19 protein-coding genes are annotated in these 19846 nt (G+C 61.7%); 13 read left to right on the forward strand and 6 right to left on the reverse strand.

Features of this window, described 5'->3' with window-relative positions:
• Positions 1 to 145: 145 nt before the first annotated feature.
• The 7 genes from U873_RS0131385 to U873_RS0131415 all read left to right on the forward strand — a co-directional run bounded on the left by U873_RS0131385 (position 146) and on the right by U873_RS0131415 (position 8950).
• Positions 146 to 1747, forward strand: coding sequence for an ABC transporter substrate-binding protein (locus tag U873_RS0131385; RefSeq protein ID WP_025132022.1), 1602 nt, complete (start codon positions 146 to 148; stop codon positions 1745 to 1747).
• A 165-nt stretch (positions 1748 to 1912) separates the two neighbouring features.
• Complete coding sequence (locus U873_RS0131390; protein WP_025132023.1) at positions 1913 to 3319, forward strand: OprD family porin; 1407 nt, start codon at positions 1913 to 1915, stop codon at positions 3317 to 3319.
• 78 nt (positions 3320 to 3397) lie between these two features.
• Entirely contained in the window at positions 3398 to 4993 is a 1596-nt protein-coding gene (locus U873_RS0131395) for an ABC transporter substrate-binding protein (RefSeq protein WP_025132024.1), read from the forward strand.
• Between the two features lie 73 nt (positions 4994 to 5066).
• A complete protein-coding gene (locus tag U873_RS0131400; RefSeq protein ID WP_025132025.1) occupies positions 5067 to 6077 on the forward strand; it encodes an ABC transporter permease subunit in 1011 nt (336 codons plus the stop codon).
• Between the two features lie 11 nt (positions 6078 to 6088).
• Entirely contained in the window at positions 6089 to 7000 is a 912-nt protein-coding gene (locus U873_RS0131405; RefSeq protein ID WP_025132026.1) for an ABC transporter permease subunit, read from the forward strand.
• Between the two features lie 10 nt (positions 7001 to 7010).
• Positions 7011 to 7979 carry an ABC transporter ATP-binding protein gene (locus U873_RS0131410; protein WP_025132027.1) on the forward strand — a complete coding sequence of 323 codons (969 nt, stop codon included), beginning with the start codon at positions 7011 to 7013 and terminating at the stop codon, positions 7977 to 7979.
• On the forward strand, positions 7979 to 8950 hold the full coding sequence (locus U873_RS0131415) for a peptide ABC transporter ATP-binding protein (RefSeq protein WP_025132028.1): 972 nt from the start codon (positions 7979 to 7981) through the stop codon (positions 8948 to 8950). Before U873_RS0131410 ends, U873_RS0131415 begins: the two co-directional genes overlap by 1 nt.
• A gap of 124 nt (positions 8951 to 9074) precedes the next feature.
• Here the strand turns inward: U873_RS0131415 and U873_RS0131420 are convergent, their stop codons facing one another.
• Both U873_RS0131420 and U873_RS0131425 read right to left on the reverse strand, forming a co-directional pair.
• On the reverse strand, positions 9075 to 9320 hold the full coding sequence (locus tag U873_RS0131420) for a hypothetical protein (protein WP_025132029.1): 246 nt from the start codon (positions 9318 to 9320) through the stop codon (positions 9075 to 9077).
• A 373-nt stretch (positions 9321 to 9693) separates the two neighbouring features.
• Complete coding sequence (locus tag U873_RS0131425; RefSeq protein ID WP_025132030.1) at positions 9694 to 11277, reverse strand: peptide chain release factor 3; 1584 nt, start codon at positions 11275 to 11277, stop codon at positions 9694 to 9696.
• A gap of 350 nt (positions 11278 to 11627) precedes the next feature.
• Between U873_RS0131425 and U873_RS0131430 the strand changes: the two genes are divergently transcribed.
• The 5 genes from U873_RS0131430 to U873_RS0131450 all read left to right on the forward strand — a co-directional run bounded on the left by U873_RS0131430 (position 11628) and on the right by U873_RS0131450 (position 16880).
• A complete protein-coding gene (locus U873_RS0131430) occupies positions 11628 to 12344 on the forward strand; it encodes an ABC transporter permease (RefSeq protein ID WP_025132031.1) in 717 nt (238 codons plus the stop codon).
• 24 nt (positions 12345 to 12368) lie between these two features.
• On the forward strand, positions 12369 to 13262 hold the full coding sequence (locus tag U873_RS0131435) for a glycine betaine ABC transporter substrate-binding protein (RefSeq protein ID WP_025132032.1): 894 nt from the start codon (positions 12369 to 12371) through the stop codon (positions 13260 to 13262).
• Between the two features lie 12 nt (positions 13263 to 13274).
• Positions 13275 to 13928, forward strand: a complete 654-nt coding sequence (locus U873_RS0131440; RefSeq protein WP_025132033.1) for an ABC transporter permease — start codon at positions 13275 to 13277, stop codon at positions 13926 to 13928.
• On the forward strand, positions 13925 to 15082 hold the full coding sequence (locus U873_RS0131445; protein WP_025132034.1) for a betaine/proline/choline family ABC transporter ATP-binding protein: 1158 nt from the start codon (positions 13925 to 13927) through the stop codon (positions 15080 to 15082). The genes U873_RS0131440 and U873_RS0131445 overlap by 4 nt, the downstream gene beginning before the upstream one ends.
• Positions 15083 to 15716: 634 nt before the next feature.
• Positions 15717 to 16880, forward strand: coding sequence for a type III PLP-dependent enzyme (locus U873_RS0131450; RefSeq protein ID WP_025132035.1), 1164 nt, complete (start codon positions 15717 to 15719; stop codon positions 16878 to 16880).
• A gap of 84 nt (positions 16881 to 16964) precedes the next feature.
• On the opposite strand, the gene U873_RS35595 is transcribed toward U873_RS0131450, so the two are convergent.
• From U873_RS35595 to U873_RS0131465, 4 genes are read right to left on the reverse strand one after another with little or no spacing between them, the layout of a single operon-like run.
• The gene (locus U873_RS35595; protein WP_081818739.1) at positions 16965 to 17243 is read right to left on the reverse strand and encodes a type II toxin-antitoxin system RelE/ParE family toxin; all 279 of its coding nucleotides are present in this window, start codon (positions 17241 to 17243) and stop codon (positions 16965 to 16967) included.
• Entirely contained in the window at positions 17240 to 17503 is a 264-nt protein-coding gene (locus U873_RS0131455) for a CopG family ribbon-helix-helix protein (protein ID WP_025132036.1), read from the reverse strand. The genes U873_RS35595 and U873_RS0131455 overlap by 4 nt, the downstream gene beginning before the upstream one ends.
• 55 nt (positions 17504 to 17558) lie before the next feature.
• The gene (locus U873_RS0131460) at positions 17559 to 18344 is read right to left on the reverse strand and encodes a tetratricopeptide repeat protein (RefSeq protein ID WP_025132037.1); all 786 of its coding nucleotides are present in this window, start codon (positions 18342 to 18344) and stop codon (positions 17559 to 17561) included.
• A 3-nt stretch (positions 18345 to 18347) separates the two neighbouring features.
• A complete protein-coding gene (locus tag U873_RS0131465; protein WP_025132038.1) occupies positions 18348 to 19028 on the reverse strand; it encodes a Fe2+-dependent dioxygenase in 681 nt (226 codons plus the stop codon).
• 208 nt (positions 19029 to 19236) lie between these two features.
• On the opposite strand from U873_RS0131465, the gene U873_RS0131470 reads away from it, so the two are divergent.
• Positions 19237 to 19846, forward strand: a 610-nt coding sequence (locus U873_RS0131470) for a TonB-dependent receptor plug domain-containing protein (protein ID WP_025132039.1), incomplete at its 3' end; no start/stop codon positions are given.

The following is a 19846-nucleotide window of genomic DNA, read 5'->3' on the forward strand; positions in this document are numbered from 1 at the left end:
CGATCCCTAGGGTCGACGTGAGGCAAACCTGCGTCTGCCGGCGGGCATTTGCTGCAAGCCATGGGTTGGCATCAGTGACCTGTTCAGGTTCCAGGAAGGAGCCATGGTCCATTGATCATCACAATAAAAATGGAGAAGGAGCGTCATGCGTCATTCCCTGATTTTCTCGGCCCTGCTGGGCACTGGCCTGCTGGCCGCCAATTCGTTCAGTGCCGCCGCAGACCGTAGCCTGGTGTTCTGTTCCGAAGGCAGCCCGGCAGGCTTCGATACCGCGCAATACACCACCGCCACCGACAACGATGCAGCCGAGCCGCTGTACAACCGCCTGGTGGAGTTCGAAAAGGGCGCGACCAATGTGGTGCCCGCCCTGGCCAAGAGCTGGGATATTTCCGAGGACGGCCTCCAGTACAGCTTCCACCTGCGCGAAGGGGTGAAGTTCCACAGCACCGCGTATTTCAAGCCGAGCCGCGACCTCAACGCTGACGATGTGCTGTTCACCTTCAACCGCATGCTCGATGCCGAACACCCGTTCCGTAAGGCCTACCCGACGGAGTTCCCCTATTTCACCGGCATGAGCCTGAACAAGAACATCGCCAAGGTGGAGAAGACCGGGCCGCTGACCGTGGTCATGACCCTGAACAGCGTGGACGCCGCGTTCATCCAGAACCTGGCCATGAGTTTCGCTGCAATCCTCTCCGCCGAGTACGCCGAGCAACTGCTCGCGGCCGGCACCCCCAGCCAGATCAACCAGAAACCCGTCGGCACCGGGCCGTTCGTGTTCCAGCGCTACCAGAAAGACTCGCAGATTCGCTACACCGCCAACAAACACTACTGGGACCCGAGCCGGGTCAAGCTTGACCGGCTGATCTTCGCCATCAATACCGACGCCTCGGTGCGCGTGCAGAAACTGCGCGCCGGCGAATGCCAGGTGACCCTGCACCCACGCCCCGCGGACATCGACGCGCTGAAGAGCGACGCAAAGCTGCAGGTCATCGAGAAACCCGGCTTCAACCTCGGCTACATCGCCTACAACGTGCAGCACAAACCCTTCGACCGCCTCGAAGTGCGCCAGGCCCTGGACATGGCGGTGAACAAAGCCAGCATCCTCAACGCCGTCTACCAGGGCGCCGGCCAGTTGGCGGTCAACGCCATGCCGCCGACCCAGTGGTCCTACGACGAAACCATCAAGGATGCCCCCTACAACCCGGAAAAAGCCCGTGAGCTGCTCAAGGCCGCCGGGGTCAAGGAAGGCACGCAGATCACCCTCTGGGCGATGCCCGTACAACGCCCGTACAACCCCAATGCCAAGCTGATGGCCGAGATGCTGCAATCCGACTGGGCGAAGATCGGCCTCAAGGTGAAGATCGTCAGCTACGAATGGGGCGAGTACATCAAGCGCACCAAGAACGGCGAGCACGACATCAGCCTGATCGGCTGGACCGGCGACAACGGTGACCCCGACAACTGGCTCGGCACCCTGTACAGCTGCGACGCCATCGGTGGCAACAACTACTCCATGTGGTGCGACCCGCAGTACGACAAGCTGGTCAAGCAGGCCAAGGCCGTCACCGACATTGGGCAGCGCACCGCGCTCTACCAGCAGGCCCAGCAATTGCTCAAGCAGCAAGTGCCGATCACCCCCGTGGCCCACTCGACAATCAACCAGCCATTGAGCGCGAAAGTCGAAGGTTTCAAGGTCAGTCCCTTCGGCCGCAACAACTTCTCGGGTGTCAGCCTAGCCCCATAACCGTGAGCCAAAACCCTGAGGGCGATTTTCGCCCTCACGCAGACGCTTTGCCTGAATTTGGTGAACAAGCCCCATGCAAACGTTTGCGATGCCTTGAATGAGTTCCAAAAAACAGCCGGCCCAAAAAAACCGGCATTTAAAAAAGAAAGCAAAGGAGCGTCACCCATGAAACTGAGCAGCAGCGCATTGTTAGCCTTGGCTATCAGTAGCATCACCGCCACGGCCTATGCGGAGAATGTCAGCCAGGACTTCGTCCCGACTGAACTGAACGCCACCAGTGCCCAGGCTGAGACCAAGGGTTTTATCGAAGGGCAGAGCCTGTCGGGTACCACGCGCAACTGGTACGCCAACGAGCTGAAGCGTCGTAACGACCGTTTTTCGTACCAGCACAATGGTGTAGATACCTCGACCCCTCGCCGTATCAACTGGGTCCAGGGCACTATCCTCAACTACACCTCGGGTTTCACTGAAGGCACCGTGGGCGTCAGCACCGAAGTCGCCGCCTACAACGCTATTGCTCTGGATCGTGACCGCAAGGACATCGCCGGCAAGAACAACCGCACCCTGACCCACTCCGACGGCGACGCCGTGGGCCAGTGGAGCAAGCTGGGCCTGGCCAACGTCAAGTTCCGCGTGTCCAACACCACCCTGACCGCCGGCCGGCAGAACTTCAGCACGCCGATCGTCGACGTCATCGGCAACCGTCCGCTGCCTTCGAGCTTTGAAGGGGTGAGCATCCACAGCGAAGAGTTCAACAACCTGTCGTTCGACGCCGGCAGCTTCGACCGGGTATCGCCACGGACCGAACAGAGCCTGTCCAAGTTCAGCTCCGAGTACAACAGCAACGGTGCCGAGACCGATCGCGTAAGCCTGGTCGGCGCCAACTACCAGCCGCTGAAAAGCCTGAAGACCAGCCTCTACGCCTCCAAGGTGGAAGACTTCTGGAACCAGTACTACTTCGGCGCCACCCACGAGCTGGGCGACAGCTCGGTGCTGAGCCTGACCACCGGCCTGAACTATTACAAGACCGTCGATACCGGCAAGAAGAAGATGGGCGAGATCGACAACGACACCTACTCGCTGTCCCTGGGGCTGACCCACCAGGCCCACAGCCTGACCTTCTCGTACCAGGAAATCAACGGTAACGAGTACTTCGACTACCTGCACGAAACCAACGGCATCTACCTGGCCAACTCCCTGCTCTCGGACTTCAACGGCCCGAACGAGAAATCCTTCCAGATCGCCTACGGCCTGAACATGGCCGAGTACGGCGTGCCCGGCCTCAAGTTCAACATCTACCAGGCCCGTGGCTGGGGCATCGACGGTACCCACTACAACGGCACCGCCTACAGCGGGGTCAAGGCAGACGGTACGGTCTATGGCGTACGCACCATGGACGGCGAGCACCACTACGAATACGGCATCGGTGCTTCCTACGCCGTACAGAGCGGCCCCCTGAAAGCCACCGCGATCCGTGCCACCTACACCACCCACCGCGCGAGCGAGAACCAGGCCGACGGCAACATCAACGAGTTCCGTCTGGTGACCACCATCCCGTTCAATATTCTCTAAGCCACCAGTTGAAGGGCGGATTCATGACGAATCCGCCATTCAAGCTAATCTGGTTCAATCGATTGCAGAGGGTAACTGATGAAAATGCTTCCCCTGAAAGCGGCCGTTGGCGCCGCCCTGCTGAGCGTCGCCCTGGGCGCGGCAGCCAAGCCCTTGGTGGTCTGTACCGAAGCCAGCCCGGAAGGCTTCGATATGGTCCAGTACACGACAGCAGTCACGGCCGATGCAGTGGCGGAAACCATCTTCAACCGCCTGGTGGACTTCAAGCCAGGCACCACGGATATCCAGCCGGCCCTGGCCGAATCCTGGGACATCAGCCCGGACGGCCTGCAGTACACCTTCCACCTGCGTAACGACATCAAGTTCCACAGCACCGACTATTTCACCCCGACCCGCAACCTGAATGCCGACGACGTACTCTGGAGTTTCCAGCGCCAGCTGGACCCGAAGCACCCCTGGCATGACAAGTCCAGCGTGGGCTTCCCCTATTTCGAAAGCATGGGCTTCAAGGAACTGCTCAAAAGCGTCGAGAAGACCGACGACCACACCGTGGTCTTCACCCTGACCCGTCGCGAAGCCCCTTTCCTGGCCGACATCGCCATGGCCTTCTCGTCGATCTTCCCGGCCGAGTACGCCGACAAGCTGCTCAAGGAAGGCAAGACCGCCGACCTCAACAGCAAGCCCATCGGCACTGGCCCCTTCATCTTCACCCGCTATGCCAAGGACGCCCAGGTACGCTTCAAGGCCAACCCCGACTACTTCCGCGGCAAGCCACCGGCCGACCCGCTGGTACTGGCGATCACCGTCGACAACAACGTGCGCCTGCAGAAACTCAAGGCCAACGAATGCCAGATCGCCCTCTATCCCAAGCCCGATGACATTCCCAGCATCAAGGCCGACACCAACCTCAAGGTCGACGAACTGGCGGCCATGACCACCGCCTACATCGCCATGAACACCACCCGCAAATACATGAGCGATGTGCGGGTGCGCAAAGCCATCGACATCGCCTTCGACAAGGAAGCCTACGTCAACAGCCTGTACGGCAAGGGCAATGCCCTGGTAGGCACCGGCCCTTATCCGCCGACCCTGCTGGGCTTCAACTCCAGCCTGAAGAACCCGCCCCGCGACCTCGACAAGGCACGCGCCCTGCTCAAGGAAGCCGGTGTGTCGGAAGGCACGGTGATCACCCTGTTCACTCGCAATGGCGGCGGCCCAACCAACCCCAACCCACTGCTCGGCGCCCAGATGATGCAAGCCGACCTGGCAAAAATCGGCCTCAAGCTCGACATCCGCGTCATGGAGTGGGGCGAGATGCTCAAGCGTGCGAAAAACGGCGAACACGATATGGTGTCGGCCGGCTGGGCCGGAGACAACGGTGACCCGGACAACTTCCTGACCCCGAACCTGAGTTGTGACGCGGCGAAGAACGGCGAAAACTACGCCCGCTGGTGCAACAAGTCGTTCCAGGAGCTGATCGATCAGGCCCGGGGCGAATCTGAACCTGCCAAGCGTGCAGAGCTCTATGAAAAAGCCTTGCTGGTGTTCGACCAGGACCAGCCATGGATTCCCATGGCCTATCCGAAAATGTTCACCGCCATGCGCAAGAACGTCGAGGGCTATCACATCAGTCCCTTGACCACGAACAACTTCGCTACCACCCAAGTGAAGTAATAAGAAACGCCCTCCGCCCCTGACCCCAGGGGCGGCAGGAACGCCTAACCGGCTGACTGAGGTACTTCAGAAGATGTTTAGTTTTATTGCCCGCCGTGTGGGGTTGTTGATCCCCACATTCTTCGGCATCACCTTGCTGACCTTTGCCTTGATACGCATGATTCCCGGCGATCCCGTGGAAGTCATGATGGGCGAACGTCGGGTCGACCCTGAGATGCATGCCCAGGCAATGGAACGCCTTGGATTGAACAAACCGCTGTACGCCCAGTACCTGGACTACATCGGCAAGCTCGCCCACGGAGACCTGGGCGAGTCCCTGCGCACGCGCACCAGTGTCTGGAGCGAATTCACCTCGCTGTTCCCCGCGACCCTGGAACTGTCCATGGCCGCCCTGTTGTTCGCCGGTGTCATCGGGCTCCTGGCCGGGGTGATCGCCGCCCTGAAGCGAGGATCGCTGTTCGACCATGGGGTGATGGGCATCTCCCTCACCGGTTACTCGATGCCGATCTTCTGGTGGGGCCTGATCCTGATCATGTTCTTCTCCGTCAGCCTGGGCTGGACCCCGGTATCCGGGCGCATCGACCTGCTCTACGACATCGAGCCCAGGACCGGCTTCATGCTCATCGACACCCTGCTGGCCGATGACACCGGGGCCTTCTTCGACGCCCTGCACCACCTGATCCTGCCGGCCATCGTCCTGGGCACCATTCCTTTGGCGGTGATCGCCCGGATGACCCGCTCCTCGATGCTCGAAGTGCTGCGTGAAGACTACATCCGCACCGCCAAGGCCAAGGGCCTGTCGCCGGCGCGAGTGGTGTTCGTCCACGGCCTGCGCAATGCGCTGATCCCGGTGCTGACCGTGGTCGGCCTGCAAGTCGGCACCCTGCTGGCCGGTGCGGTCCTGACCGAAACCATCTTCTCCTGGCCGGGCATCGGCAAGTGGCTGATCGAAGCCATCGGCGCCCGGGACTATCCCGTGGTGCAGAACGGCATCCTGCTGATCGCCTGCCTGGTGATCATGGTCAACTTCGTGGTGGACATCCTCTACGGCTTTGCCAACCCACGCATCCGTCACCAGCGCTGAGATCAAGACTAATGAGCACTCAAACTCCCTCAGTAGCAGTCGATCAAAGCCTGCTCTATCCGTCCGTGTACAAAGAATTCTGGCAGCACTTCTCCCGCAACAAGGGCGCAGTGGCCGGACTGATGTTCATGTTGCTGGTGGTCTTCTGCGCGCTGTTCGCGCCCTGGGTCGCCCCGCACAACCCCAGCGAGCAATACCGCGACTTCCTGCTGACGCCGCCAGCCTGGCTTGAAGGCGGACAGATGCAATTCCTGCTGGGCACCGACGAGCTGGGCCGCGACCTGCTGTCGCGACTGATCCAGGGTTCGCGCCTGTCGCTGCTGATCGGCCTGTCGTCGGTGGTGATGTCGCTGATCCCGGGGATCCTCCTCGGACTGTTCGCCGGGTTCTTCCCGCGCCTGCTGGGCCCGACCATCATGCGCCTGATGGACATCATGCTGGCCCTGCCGTCCCTGCTGCTGGCCGTGGCCATCGTCGCCATCCTCGGCCCAGGCCTGATCAACACCGTGATCGCCATCGCCGTGGTGTCCCTGCCGTCCTATGTGCGCCTGACCCGTGCCGCGGTCATGGGCGAGCTGAACCGCGACTACGTGACGGCTGCCCGCCTGGCCGGTGCCGGCCTGCCGCGCCTGATGTTCATCACCGTGCTGCCCAACTGCATGGCGCCGTTGATCGTCCAGGCCACCCTGAGCTTTTCCTCGGCGATTCTCGACGCCGCCGCCCTGGGCTTCCTCGGCCTCGGCGTGCAACCGCCGACCCCCGAGTGGGGCACCATGCTGGCCTCGGCCCGCGACTACATCGAACGCGCCTGGTGGGTGGTGAGCCTGCCCGGCCTGACCATTTTGCTCAGCGTGCTGGCAATCAACCTGATGGGCGACGGCCTGCGCGATGCGCTGGACCCGAAACTCAAGAACGCCGCCTGAGGAGATTCCCATGTCATTGCTAGAAATCAAGAATCTCAATGTCCGCTTCGGCGACGCCACCGCCGTGCCAGTAGTCGACGGCCTCGACCTCAAGGTCGACAAGGGCGAAGTCCTGGCCATCGTCGGCGAGTCCGGCTCCGGCAAGTCGGTGACCATGATGGCCCTGATGGGCCTGATCGAGCACCCCGGCATCGTCACCGCCGATGCCTTGAGCTTCGACGGCCGCGACATGCTCAAGCTCAGCGCCCGCCAGCGCCGGCAGATCGTCGGCAAGGACCTGGCCATGGTCTTCCAGGACCCGATGACCGCCCTCAACCCCAGCTACACCGTGGGCTTCCAGATCGAGGAAGTGCTGCGCCTGCACCTGAAGATGTCCGGCAAGGCAGCCCGCAAGCGCGCCATCGAACTGCTGGAGAAGGTCGAGATCCCCGGCGCCGCAAGCCGCATGGATGCCTATCCGCACCAACTGTCCGGCGGCATGAGCCAACGGGTAGCGATCGCCATGGCGATTGCCGGCGAACCCAAGCTGCTGATCGCCGACGAACCCACCACCGCCCTCGACGTGACCATCCAGGCGCAGATCATGGAGTTGCTGCTCAACCTGCAGAAAGAGCAGAACATGGGCCTGGTGCTGATCACCCACGACCTCGCCGTGGTCGCCGAGACCGCCCAGCGGGTGTGCGTGATGTACGCCGGCCAGGCCGTGGAAGTGGGCCAGGTGCCAGAACTGTTCGACATCCCGGCCCACCCCTACAGCGAAGCCTTGCTGGCGGCAATTCCCGAGCACAGCCTGGGCGCCTCGCGCCTGTCGACCCTGCCGGGCATCGTTCCCGGTCGCTACGACCGGCCCCAGGGCTGCCTGCTGTCGCCGCGCTGCCCCTATGTGCAGGACAGCTGCCGCCAGCAGCGCCCCAGCCTTGATCCGAAAGCCGCCAGCCTGGTGCGCTGCTTCTATCCGCTCAATCAGGAGGTGGCGTAATGGCCGTCGTTCTTACCGCCCGCGACCTGACCCGTCACTACGAAGTGTCCCGAGGCCTGTTCAAGGGCCACGCCACCGTGCGCGCCCTCAACGGCGTGTCCTTTGAGCTGGAAGCCGGCAAGACCCTGGCCGTGGTCGGCGAGTCCGGCTGTGGCAAGTCGACCCTGGCGCGGGCCCTGACCCTGATCGAAGAACCCTCGTCGGGCTCGCTGAAAATCGCCGGCCAGGAAGTCGCCGGCGCTGACAAGGCCCAGCGCAAGCAACTGCGCAAAGATGTGCAGATGGTGTTCCAGAGCCCTTACGCCTCGCTCAACCCACGGCAGAAGATTGGCGATCAGCTGGCCGAGCCGCTGCTGATCAACACCAAGCTGTCGGCGGCCGAGCGGCGGGAAAAGGTCCAGGCGATGATGAAGCAAGTGGGTCTGCGCCCCGAGCACTACCAGCGCTACCCCCACATGTTTTCCGGCGGCCAGCGCCAGCGCATCGCCCTGGCCCGGGCCATGATGCTGCAACCCAAGGTGCTGGTGGCGGACGAACCCACTTCGGCCCTGGACGTATCGATCCAGGCCCAGGTGCTGAACCTGTTCATGGACCTGCAGCAGGAGTTCAACACTGCCTACGTGTTCATCTCCCACAACCTCGCAGTGGTGCGCCACGTCGCCGACCAGGTGCTGGTGATGTACCTCGGCCGGCCGGTGGAAATGGGCCCCAAGGAGGACATCTACACCCGTCCCCTGCACCCTTACACCCAGGCGCTATTGTCGGCGACCCCGACCATTCACCCGGACCCGGACAAGCCGAAGATCAAGATCGTCGGCGAGCTGCCCAACCCGCTGAACCCGCCGCCCGGCTGCGCCTTCCACAAGCGCTGCCCCTATGCCACCGAGCTGTGCAGCAAGGAAGAGCCGGCCCTGCGCCAGCTCGACAGCCGTCAGGTGGCCTGCCATTTCGCCGAGCAGTTCGTCGTCTGAAGCGCCAATGAAAAAGCGCCTTCGCAGAACCGCCGAAGGCGCTTGAAGCCTGTTCCAACCCCCTCTCCTTCAGGATTGCGCATCAGTCCGGCTGGAGAGGTTTTTTTTACCTCCGAAAAACCTCTCAGCCCTGGCTTTCGCCATCATCGTCATCATCGGTGGTCTGGTCATCGTCGCCCTTGCTGCCGCCCTGCCCTTCATCGCCCGGCTCCGACTCGGACTTGGCCAACATCTGCACCGGCATGCTCTTGGTAGAGGAGTAACCGGGCTCGCTGACCTGCATCAGGTTATGGGCCCAGGCCGCCGAGGTACCCAACGACAGCATCACCAGCACTTTGATCAGCAGCACAACGCGTTGGAAAATTCTCATAGCCGATTCCATCCTTACGTAGGTGAATCATCGAAGGCTGCTAGCCCTGCCCTGCAGTGGCCGCAGCACTGACTGAAACCTAGTCCCGATATCCCGGCTTTTCCAGATAGCAGGCTATCGATAGCCCAACCTGCCAGGCCCTTCCGACTAACGGCGTCCAGCCCCCGAAAACACCGCAACCCGCAGGAGCCGGCTTGCCGGCGAAAGACCCGCGGCCATTGCCTTTACAGGCCATGGCTTGTGTTGCGTTCCGTTTGCCCTTTTCGCTGGCAAGCCAGCGCCTACAGGGAGAGGTGCCAAACCGATCGGGGAATCCATCGGGTAAAAAAAAGCCCCGCTGTCTGCACAGCGGGGCTCGGGGTGACCGGCGAACTTAGTGGTGTTCGCGAGTGGCGCGGAATTTCACGTCCGGCCAGCGCTCTTCCATCAACGCCAGGTTGACCCGGGTCGGGGCCAGGTAGGTCAGGTGGCCACCGCCGTCGAGGGCGAGGTTCTCCACCGCCTTGTTGGAGAATTCCTCCAGCTTCTTCTTGTCGCTGCAGTCGATCCAGCGCGCTGACCACACGGTGATCGGCTCGTAGGAGCACTCGACCTTGTATTCTTCTTTCAGGCGGCTGGCCACCACATCGAACTGCAGCACACCGACGGCGCCGAGGATGATGTCGTTGCTGCGCTCCGGGAAGAACACCTGGGTCGCGCCCTCTTCGGCCAGCTGTTGCAGGCCCTGGCGCAACTGCTTGGACTTGAGCGGGTCCTTCAGGCGCACGCGGCGGAACAGTTCCGGAGCGAAGTGCGGGATCCCGGTGAACCCCAGGGCCTCGCCTTCGGTGAAGGTGTCGCCGATCTGGATGGTGCCGTGGTTGTGCAGGCCGATGATGTCGCCGGCATAGGCCTCTTCCAACTGCTCACGCTCGGAAGAGAAGAAGGTCAGGGCGTCACCGATGCGCACGTCCTTGCCGGTACGCACGTGGCGCATCTTCATGCCCTTCTCGTACTTGCCCGAGCAGATGCGCATGAAGGCGATACGGTCGCGGTGCTTGGGGTCCATGTTCGCCTGGATCTTGAACACGAAACCGCTGAATTTCTCTTCCTGGGGCGCCACGGTGCGCTCGTTGGCCACCCGCGGCAACGGCAACGGCGCCCAGTCGACCACGGCGTCGAGCACATGATCGACACCGAAGTTGCCCAGGGCGGTACCGAAGAAAACCGGGGTCAGGTGACCGTCGAGGAATTCCTGCTGGTTGAACTCGTGGCAGGCGCCCTGTACCAGCTCCAGCTGGTCGATGAAGCGCTCGTATTCGTCACCCAGGTGGGCGCGGGCTTCGTCGGAATCGAGCTTCTCGATGATCCTGGTTTCGGTGCGCTCGTGGCCGTGGCCCGGGGTGTAGACGATGATGTAGTCGCCCGCCAGGTGGTACACACCCTTGAAATCGCGGTAGCAACCGATCGGCCAGGTGATGGGCGCAGCCTTGATCTTCAGGACCGCTTCGATCTCGTCCAGCAGTTCGATCGGATCGCGAATGTCCCGGTCGAGTTTGTTGATGAAGCTGACGATCGGCGTGTCCCGCAGGCGGCAGACGTCCATCAGGGCGATGGTCCGTGGCTCAACGCCCTTACCGCCGTCGAGCACCATCAGCGCCGAGTCCACCGCGGTCAGGGTGCGGTAGGTGTCTTCCGAGAAGTCTTCGTGGCCGGGGGTGTCCAGCAGGTTGATCATGTGTTCGCGGTAGGGGAACTGCATGACCGACGTGGTAATGGAAATACCCCGCTGCTTCTCCATCTCCATCCAGTCGGAAGTGGCGTGGCGGTCGGACTTACGCGATTTGACCGTACCCGCCACCGCAATGGCCTTGCCCATCAGCAACAGCTTCTCGGTGATGGTGGTCTTACCCGCATCCGGGTGGGAAATAATGGCGAAAGTGCGGCGTTTCGCGACTTCGGCGGCCTGTTGGGTCATGGGAAATCGCCTGGCGGTGATCAAAAAAGGGCGCAGATTATAGCCCAGACATAGCCTTGCGGGCCACAGCTGCCCCCGTCGCCCGGGCGACCGGATGGCAGATTAACGGTGGCTAAATGCTGCCAATTATGGAACCTTTTAAAACGTGGAGACGTCCACTCCCCTGTCACGCGCTGTCGTCAGGGGCTGAAATATCAGCAAGTTAGCTTGACGAAGCTGCGCTCATGGCTCGTTCACCCGCCGCTCTGCCGGCGCTCGACGAGCTGCTTTTCGCGCGTATTTTCCCGGCAGCCAGGAATGGCCCTGCCACACGGGAAAGTGCCCGCCGACCGACAAAAAGGAGTCCGCCTGTGGCTATTCGCTATGGCAAAGGGCTGATAGGAGGCGCTGCGGTAATCGCCCTCCTGGCCCTGCTGGTCCACTGGATCGGCATCAGTACGATCGAACATTACCGCGACGATCTGTTGTTTTACCTGCAAGCCCACCTGTACCTGGTACTCGCTTCAATGTTCGCCGCCCTGGTGGTGGGAGTCCCCGCCGGCATTGTGCTCAGCCGACCCTCGATGGTCGGGCGCGCCGAACGTTTCATGCAAATCTTCAACATTGGCAACACCGTTCCCCCTCTGGCCGTCCTGGCCATCGCCCTGGGGATCCTTGGCATCGGCGCCGGGCCGGCCATCTTCGCTTTGTTCCTCGCCTCCTTGCTGCCCATCGTGCGCAACACCTTCGAAGGTCTGAAAAACGTCCAGGGTTCACTCAAGGAAGCTGCCGTCGGCATCGGCATGACCCCGCGCCAGGTGCTGTGGAAAGTTGAACTGCCCAACGCCGTGCCGATCATCGTCGGTGGCGTGCGGGTGGCCCTGGCGATCAACGTCGGCACCGCGCCCCTGGCCTTTTTGATCGGTGCCAACAGCCTGGGCAGCCTGATCTTCCCCGGCATCGCCCTGAACAATCAGCCGCAACTGCTGCTCGGCGCCGCTTGTACCGCCTTGCTGGCCCTGCTCCTCGACGGCCTGGTGACCCTGGCCAGCCGCCTCTGGCTGGAACGTGGTCTGCGACCTTCTTAAGCCGGCCTCAGCCAAGGAAATGACATGAAGAAAACAAGCCTGATACTCGGCTGCGTCCTGCTCCTCGCCGGACTGGCTCAAGCCGCGGAAAAACCGCTGATCCGCATTGGTGCCCGGGTCTTCACCGAACAGACCCTGCTGGCGGAAATCACCTCCCAGTACCTGCGCAGCAAGGGCTATGACACCCGTGTCACCGGCGGGCTGGGCAGCAACCTGGCGCGTAGCGCCCAGGAAAGCGGGCAACTGGACCTCATCTGGGAATACACCGGTGTGTCCCTGGTGGCCTACAACCATGTGGACGAAAAACTCGACAGCGAACAGTCCTACGCCCGAGTGAAAGAACTCGACGCGAAAAAAGGCCTGGTCTGGTTGTCGCCGTCCAAGTTCAGCAACACCTACGCCCTGGCGCTGCCAGAAAACGTGGCCAAGGAACATCCACAGATCAACAGCATCAGCGACCTGACCCAGGCCCTGGCCGAAAACACCAAGGAAAACCGTCTGGTGGCCCTGGACACCGAGTTCGCCAACCGTTCCGACGGCATGGCCGGGATGGTCAAGCTCTACGACATGGCCCTGACCCGCAAGAACACCCGGCAGATGGACGCCGGCCTGGTCTACACCGCCCTGCGCAATGGCCAGGTGTTTGCCGGCCTGGTGTACACCACCGACGGGCGCCTGAACGCCTTCAAGCTGAAACTGCTGGACGACGACAAGCACTACTTCCCGGACTACACCGCCGCTCCCGTGGTGCGTCAGGTCTACCTCGACGCCCACCCGCAACTGGCTGCCGAGCTCAAGCCGCTGGCGGCGCTGTTCGACGATGAAACCATGCGCCAGCTGAACGCGCGGGTCGACGTCGACCACGAAAGCCCCTCCGCCGTGGCCGCAGATTTCCTGCGCCAGCACCCGATCAACTAAAGAGGAGAAGACATGGAATTCCTGAACGCCTTTTCCCATCTCGATTGGGCCCAAGTCCTGCAACTGACCTGGCAGCACATCACCCTGGTGGGCATCGCCGTCACCCTGGCCATCGTCTTCGGCGTACCGCTGGGCGTGCTGATGACCCGCTTCCCCGCCCTCGCCGGCCCTCTGCAGGCCAGCGCCACCGTACTGCTGACTATTCCGTCCATCGCGCTGTTCGGCCTGCTGCTGCCGTTCTATTCCAAGTTCGGCCAAGGCCTGGGCCCGCTGCCGGCGATCACCGCGGTGTTCCTCTATTCCCTGCTGCCGATCATGCGCAACACCTACCTGGCGCTGACCGGCGTCGAACCGGGCATCCGTGAAGCCGCCCGGGGCATCGGCATGACCTTCGGCCAGCGCCTGCGCATGGTCGAATTGCCGATCGCGGTGCCGGTAATCCTGGCCGGGGTCCGCACCGCGGTGGTGATGAACATCGGCGTCATGACCATCGCCGCCACCATCGGCGCCGGCGGCCTGGGCGTACTCATTCTTGCTTCCATCAGCCGCAGCGACATGTCGATGCTGATCGTCGGCGCGGTGCTGGTCAGTCTCCTGGCCATCTTCGCCGACCTGCTTCTGCAATGGCTGCAACGCACGCTGACTCCAAAAGGACTCCTGAAATGATCGAACTTCAAAACCTGACCAAGACCTTTCGCAGCAACGGCAAAGATGTCAAAGCCGTCGACTCGGTAAGCCTGACCGTCAACGAAGGCGAGATCTGCGTGTTCCTCGGACCTTCGGGCTGCGGCAAGAGCACCACCCTGAAGATGATCAACCGCCTGATCATGCCCACCTCGGGCAAGGTACTGATCAACGGCGAAGACACCACCGACCTGGATGAAGTGACCCTGCGCCGCAACATCGGCTACGTGATCCAGCAGATCGGCCTGTTCCCCAATATGACCATCGAGGAAAACATCGTGGTGGTGCCCAAGCTGCTGGGCTGGGACAAGCAGAAATGCCACGACCGAGCCCGCGAGCTGATGAGCATGATCAAGCTCGAACCCAAGCAGTACCTGCACCGCTACCCACGGGAGCTGTCCGGGGGCCAGCAGCAACGCATCGGGGTGATCCGCGCCCTGGCGGCCGATGCTCCGTTGCTGTTGATGGATGAGCCCTTTGGCGCCGTGGACCCGATCAACCGCGAGATGATCCAGAACGAGTTCTTCGAGATGCAGCGGGCGCTGAACAAGACTGTGATCATGGTCAGCCACGACATCGACGAAGCCATCAAGCTGGGGGACAAGATCGCCATCTTCCGTGCCGGCAAACTGCTGCAGATCGACCACCCGGACACCCTGCTGGCGCACCCGGCGGACGACTTCGTCAGCAACTTCGTCGGCCAGGACAGCACCTTGAAACGCCTGTTGCTGGTCAAGGCCGAGGACGCCGCCGACAACGCGCCGTCGGTGAGCCCGGAAACCCCGGTGGCAGAGGCCCTGGAACTGATGGACGAGCACGACCGCCGCTACGTGGTGGTGACCTGCGCCGAGAACAAGGCCCTGGGCTATGTACGCCGCCGTGACCTGCATCGTCAGACCGGCACCTGCCAGCAGTACCTGCGCGAGTTCAACGCCACCGCAGCCTACGACGAACACCTGCGCATCCTGCTGTCGCGCATGTACGAGTTCAACCGCTCATGGCTGCCGGTGATGGACGCCGAGCGGGTGTTCCTCGGCGAGGTGACCCAGGAATCCATTGCGGCCTACCTGAGCTCCGGACGTTCGCGAGGGGCCAAGACCAGCATCGTTTCCCCCGCGGAAACAGCCTCTGCCTGATAGCCACAGCCCTCCCCCGCAGGAGCTGGCTTGCCAGCAAAGGCGCCCGCCAGAACTGCGCAAGGTTCAAGGGCCTTTTTCGCCGGCAAGCCGGCTCCTACGGGGGCGGCAAGAAATATGAACACCCGGACCTGTCGCGGCCACGTCAAGCAGGGGCCGCAATGATCAAAATGACCCTCTGATGGAGCGTTTCGCAGGCAACGTCGCCGATGTTGGCGACTTCGTTGTTTACGGTGATCAGGTAGACAAAGGCGTCGAACGTGCAGGTATTTTTAACACCCGGGAATTCTTCGGGAACATCTGTCCGTCATCTGAGTCGGCTACAAAGAGAGGTGTCGATAACGCACGTCAGACAAGTGCAAAAACGCGACATTTTTTGTTGATCTCAGCCCCCTCACCGCCTAAAGTTCGCGCCGAACGTCCATGCTGGAAACGATCCATCCGGCTCAAGTACTGACGACGAGACAGCAAGGCCAAGGGCAGATTTCCCATGGCCTTTTTGCTTTCGGCGACATGCCTTGGGAAGTAGGCGAACCAAAGTGGGGATACGGAGGACGTTCACTAGGAGGAGTCATTCATGACACCTCCTTACACCCATTGATGATCAATGTTTGCCAGTAGGAGCTTCCAACGCATGTCGATTAACGTCGAAGACTATTTCGCGCGCGAAACCTTTCAAAAGATGAAAGCCTTCGCCGACCAGCAAGAAACCCCGTTCGTGGTCATCGACACCCAGATGATCGCCCAGGCCTACGACGACCTGCGCGCCGGTTTCGAATTCGCCAAGGTCTACTACGCGGTCAAGGCCAACCCGGCCGTCGAGATCATCGACCTGCTGCGTGACAAGGGCTCGAGCTTCGATATCGCCTCGATCTACGAACTGGACAAAGTGCTGAACCAGGGCGTCAGCCCCGACCGCATCAGCTACGGCAACACCATCAAGAAATCCAAGGACATCCGCTACTTCTATGAGAAGGGCGTGCGCCTGTACTCCACCGACTCCGAAGCCGACCTGCGCAACATCGCCAAGGCCGCCCCGGGTTCGAAGGTCTACGTGCGCATCCTCACCGAAGGCTCGACCACCGCCGACTGGCCGTTGTCGCGCAAATTCGGCTGCCAGACCGACATGGCCATGGACCTCTTGATCCTCGCCCGCGACCTGGGCCTGGTGCCTTACGGCGTGTCCTTCCACGTCGGCTCCCAGCAGCGCGACATCAGCGTCTGGGACGCGGCGATCGCCAAGGTCAAAGTGATCTTCGAGCGCCTCAAGGAAGAAGACGGCATCCACCTCAAGCTGATCAACATGGGTGGCGGCTTCCCGGCCAACTACATCACCCGCACCAACAGCCTGGAAACCTATGCCGAGGAAATCATCCGCTTCCTCAAGGAAGACTTCGGCGACGAACTGCCGGAAATCATCCTTGAGCCTGGCCGTTCGCTGATCGCCAACGCCGGCATCCTGGTCAGTGAAGTGGTGCTGGTGGCGCGCAAATCCCGCACCGCCGTGGAGCGCTGGGTGTACACCGACGTGGGCAAGTTCTCCGGCCTGATCGAAACCATGGACGAGTCCATCAAGTTCCCGATCTGGACCGAGAAGAAAGGTGAAGTGGAAGAAGTGGTGATCGCCGGTCCGACCTGCGACAGCGCCGACATCATGTACGAGAACTACAAGTACGGCCTGCCGCTGAACCTGGCCATCGGCGACCGCCTGTACTGGCTGTCCACCGGTGCCTACACCACCAGCTACAGCGCCGTGGAATTCAACGGCTTCCCACCGCTGAAGGCCTTCTACGTCTGACGGCAGCGGCAAGCCTTGAGCTGCCAGCGGTAAGAAAAAGCCCATGACGTGTCATGGGCTTTGTTATGAGCGTGGCTCAACGGTTCAACGATCTTCCCGGGTATGCCAAATACGCAGGATGGACAAGGTCATGCCTTGAATCTCATAACGTATCTCGTAATGCCCCACCAGCAGTCGTCGAACATCCCTTGGTTTGAACTCCTCCAACTGTTCCCCCAATCGAGGGTTATATAGAAGAGTATCTGGAGTCTGTACGAGAGATTGCACGGTCCGAGCAGCAGCGGAGCGATTGACCTGGGCGAGAAACTCAAAAAGCCGAGCCAGATCGGACAAGGCCTTGCTCGTCCATTGCAGCTGTCTCATTGCGGTAACGGTAGAGGGTTGTCGCCAGACAGACTCTCCGCCCAAGCCTGCACTGACTGATGATCGACAACCCTTCCAGCATCAACATCTGCCAAGGCCTCAAGCGTCAGTCGGCGGCGCTCTTCTTCCTGGTCAACCCAGGCCACCAACGCTTGCTTCACGATCCAGGCACGGGAGCGCTCCAGGCGAGAAGCCAGTTGATCGACCTTATCAGCCAGATCCAAGGGAATATGAGCGGTCAGTACTTTTGTCGAGGGCATGAGGCAAGACCTGCATCAGAATGATTAAAAGCGATTTGTTTTGAATCATAGTGATTTAAGCCAAGACAGCAAGCCGCTCTACATCCCGCTCATCACCCAATTGCGCTGCGCGCTGCTGATAGGCCAGAGCCAGTTCGCGAATCTCCGGGTGCGTGGCATTGAGCAGCGCGGCGCAGGCCACCCGGAGGAAATTCAGGTTGCCGCCGGCCAGGGCCCGTTGCAGCCACTCCACCGCCTCGCCAACACGCCCGGCATCGGCCAGCACTGCGGCGTAACTGAACTGCCCGCGAAAATCCCCGCCTTCGGCCGAGCGCCGATACCAGTCCCGGGCCGCATCAGGGTCCGCCGGACAGACCAGACCTTCCTCCAGGTAGCGCCCCAGCAGGTTCATCGATTTGGCATGCCCAAGGTCCGCCGCACGGCGGTAGCAGGCCAGGGCCAGGACATGGTTCTGCACCACGCCGCGGCCGGTGGCCAGGAGGTTGGCGTAGTTGTACAAGCCCCAGTCCAGCCCCGCTTCGGCCGCCTGGCGATAATGCCCGGCAGCCAAGGCGGCATCCGCCGTACAGCCCCAGCCATGCTCCAGGCAGCGCCCGAGCATGTTGCGCGCCATCAGGTGCCCGCGCTGCGCGGCGATCTCGAACCAGCGCACGGCCAGGGGCGGGTCCTGCTGAATGCCCCGACCGTCGAGGAGGATCTGCCCCAGCAATGCCTGGGCCTCCAGCAAGCCCTCGGAAGCGGCAACCAGCACTGCCTGGGCGGCACGGGCCGGGCTCTCTTCGAGCATGGCGCTCAGTTGCGCGCCGTCGAGGAATTCCTCGCGGCGAAGTTGAAAAGTCACGGCTTACACCTCGACCCAGCGACGCAGCAGGTTGTGGTAGGTGCCGGTCAGGCGGATCAGTGAAGGATGGTCGGGCATGTCCCGGGTCAGTTCCTGGATCGCCCCGTCCATTTCGAACAGCAAGGCCCGCTGGCTGTCCTCGCGCACCAGGCTCTGGGTCCAGAAGAACGAAGCGTAGCGGGCGCCGCGGGTCACCGGGTTGACCTTGTGCAGGCTGGTGCCGGGGTACAGCACCATGTCCCCCGCCGGCAGCTTGACCCGCTGCAGGCCGTAGGTGTCCTGGATCTCCAGCTCGCCGCCGTCGTAGTCCTCGGGGTCGCTGAAGAACAGGGTCGACGACAGGTCGGTGCGCACCCGCTCCGGGCTGCCCTTGGGCTGGCGCACGGCGTTGTCGATGTGGAAGTCGAAGCTGCCACCGGCGGTGTAGCAGTTGATCAGCGGCGGGAACACCTTGTGCGGCAAGGCGGCGGACATGAACAACGGGTTCTTCCACAGCCGGTCCAGCATCGCCGCGCCGATCTCCTGGGCCAGCGGGTGCCCTTCGGGCAATTGCAGGTTGTGCTTGGCCTTGGCCGACTGGTACCCGGCGGTGATCTTGCCATCCGCCCAATCGGCCTGCTCCAGGGCTTCACGAATGCGCCCCACTTCATCACGGGTGAATACGCCAGGAATGTGCAGCAGCATGGCCAGGTACCTGAGAACCAAAAGACCGCCAATGATATTGATTCTTATTGACTGTGTAAAACCCAAGGGACGAACGAGACTGAAAAAACCGTAAAGATAAATTGTAAAGAATGTAAATTTGGTGCGAATAGTAATGTTTCGCAATTGATAACCAATACTTTCATCCCCTATATTCCGCCGCCTCAAATCCCTGGGGAGGGGAATAAAAATGTCACGTCAACAACCACTGTCCGCTGTCAGTTCACCGCGCCTGCTGGCCTCTGCGATTGGCGTGGCGATCACCGCCGGCTCCGCAGGCCATATGGTCCAGGCCGCCGAAGACACCAACCAGAAAGCCCCGAGCAAGGCGATTGCCCTGGACGCCACCAGCATTACCGGTGAAGCGCAGGACTCGACGTCCTATCAGGTGGAGAAGGCATCCTCGCAGAAGTACACCGCTCCGCTGGTGGATACCCCCAGGTCGGTCACGGTGATTCCCCAGCAAGTGCTCAAGGACACCGCTGCGACCTCCTTGCAAGATGCATTGCGTACCGTTCCGGGGATTACCTTCGGTGCCGGTGAAGGCGGCAACCCCCAGGGCGATCGTCCGTTCATCCGTGGCTTCGACGCCCAGGGCGATACCTACCTCGACGGCGTGCGCGACACCGGCGGCCAGAGCCGTGAAATCTTCGACATCGAATCGGTAGAGGTCAGCAAAGGCCCGAACTCCTCCTTCGGCGGACGCGGTTCGGCAGGCGGCAGCCTGAACCTGGTGAGCAAGCTGCCCAAGCAGCAAGACTTCCTCAATGGCGGGTTCACCTACGGTTCCGACCAGACCC

This window comes from Pseudomonas sp. PH1b, from assembly GCF_000633395.1.
Lineage (GTDB): Bacteria > Pseudomonadota > Gammaproteobacteria > Pseudomonadales > Pseudomonadaceae > Aquipseudomonas.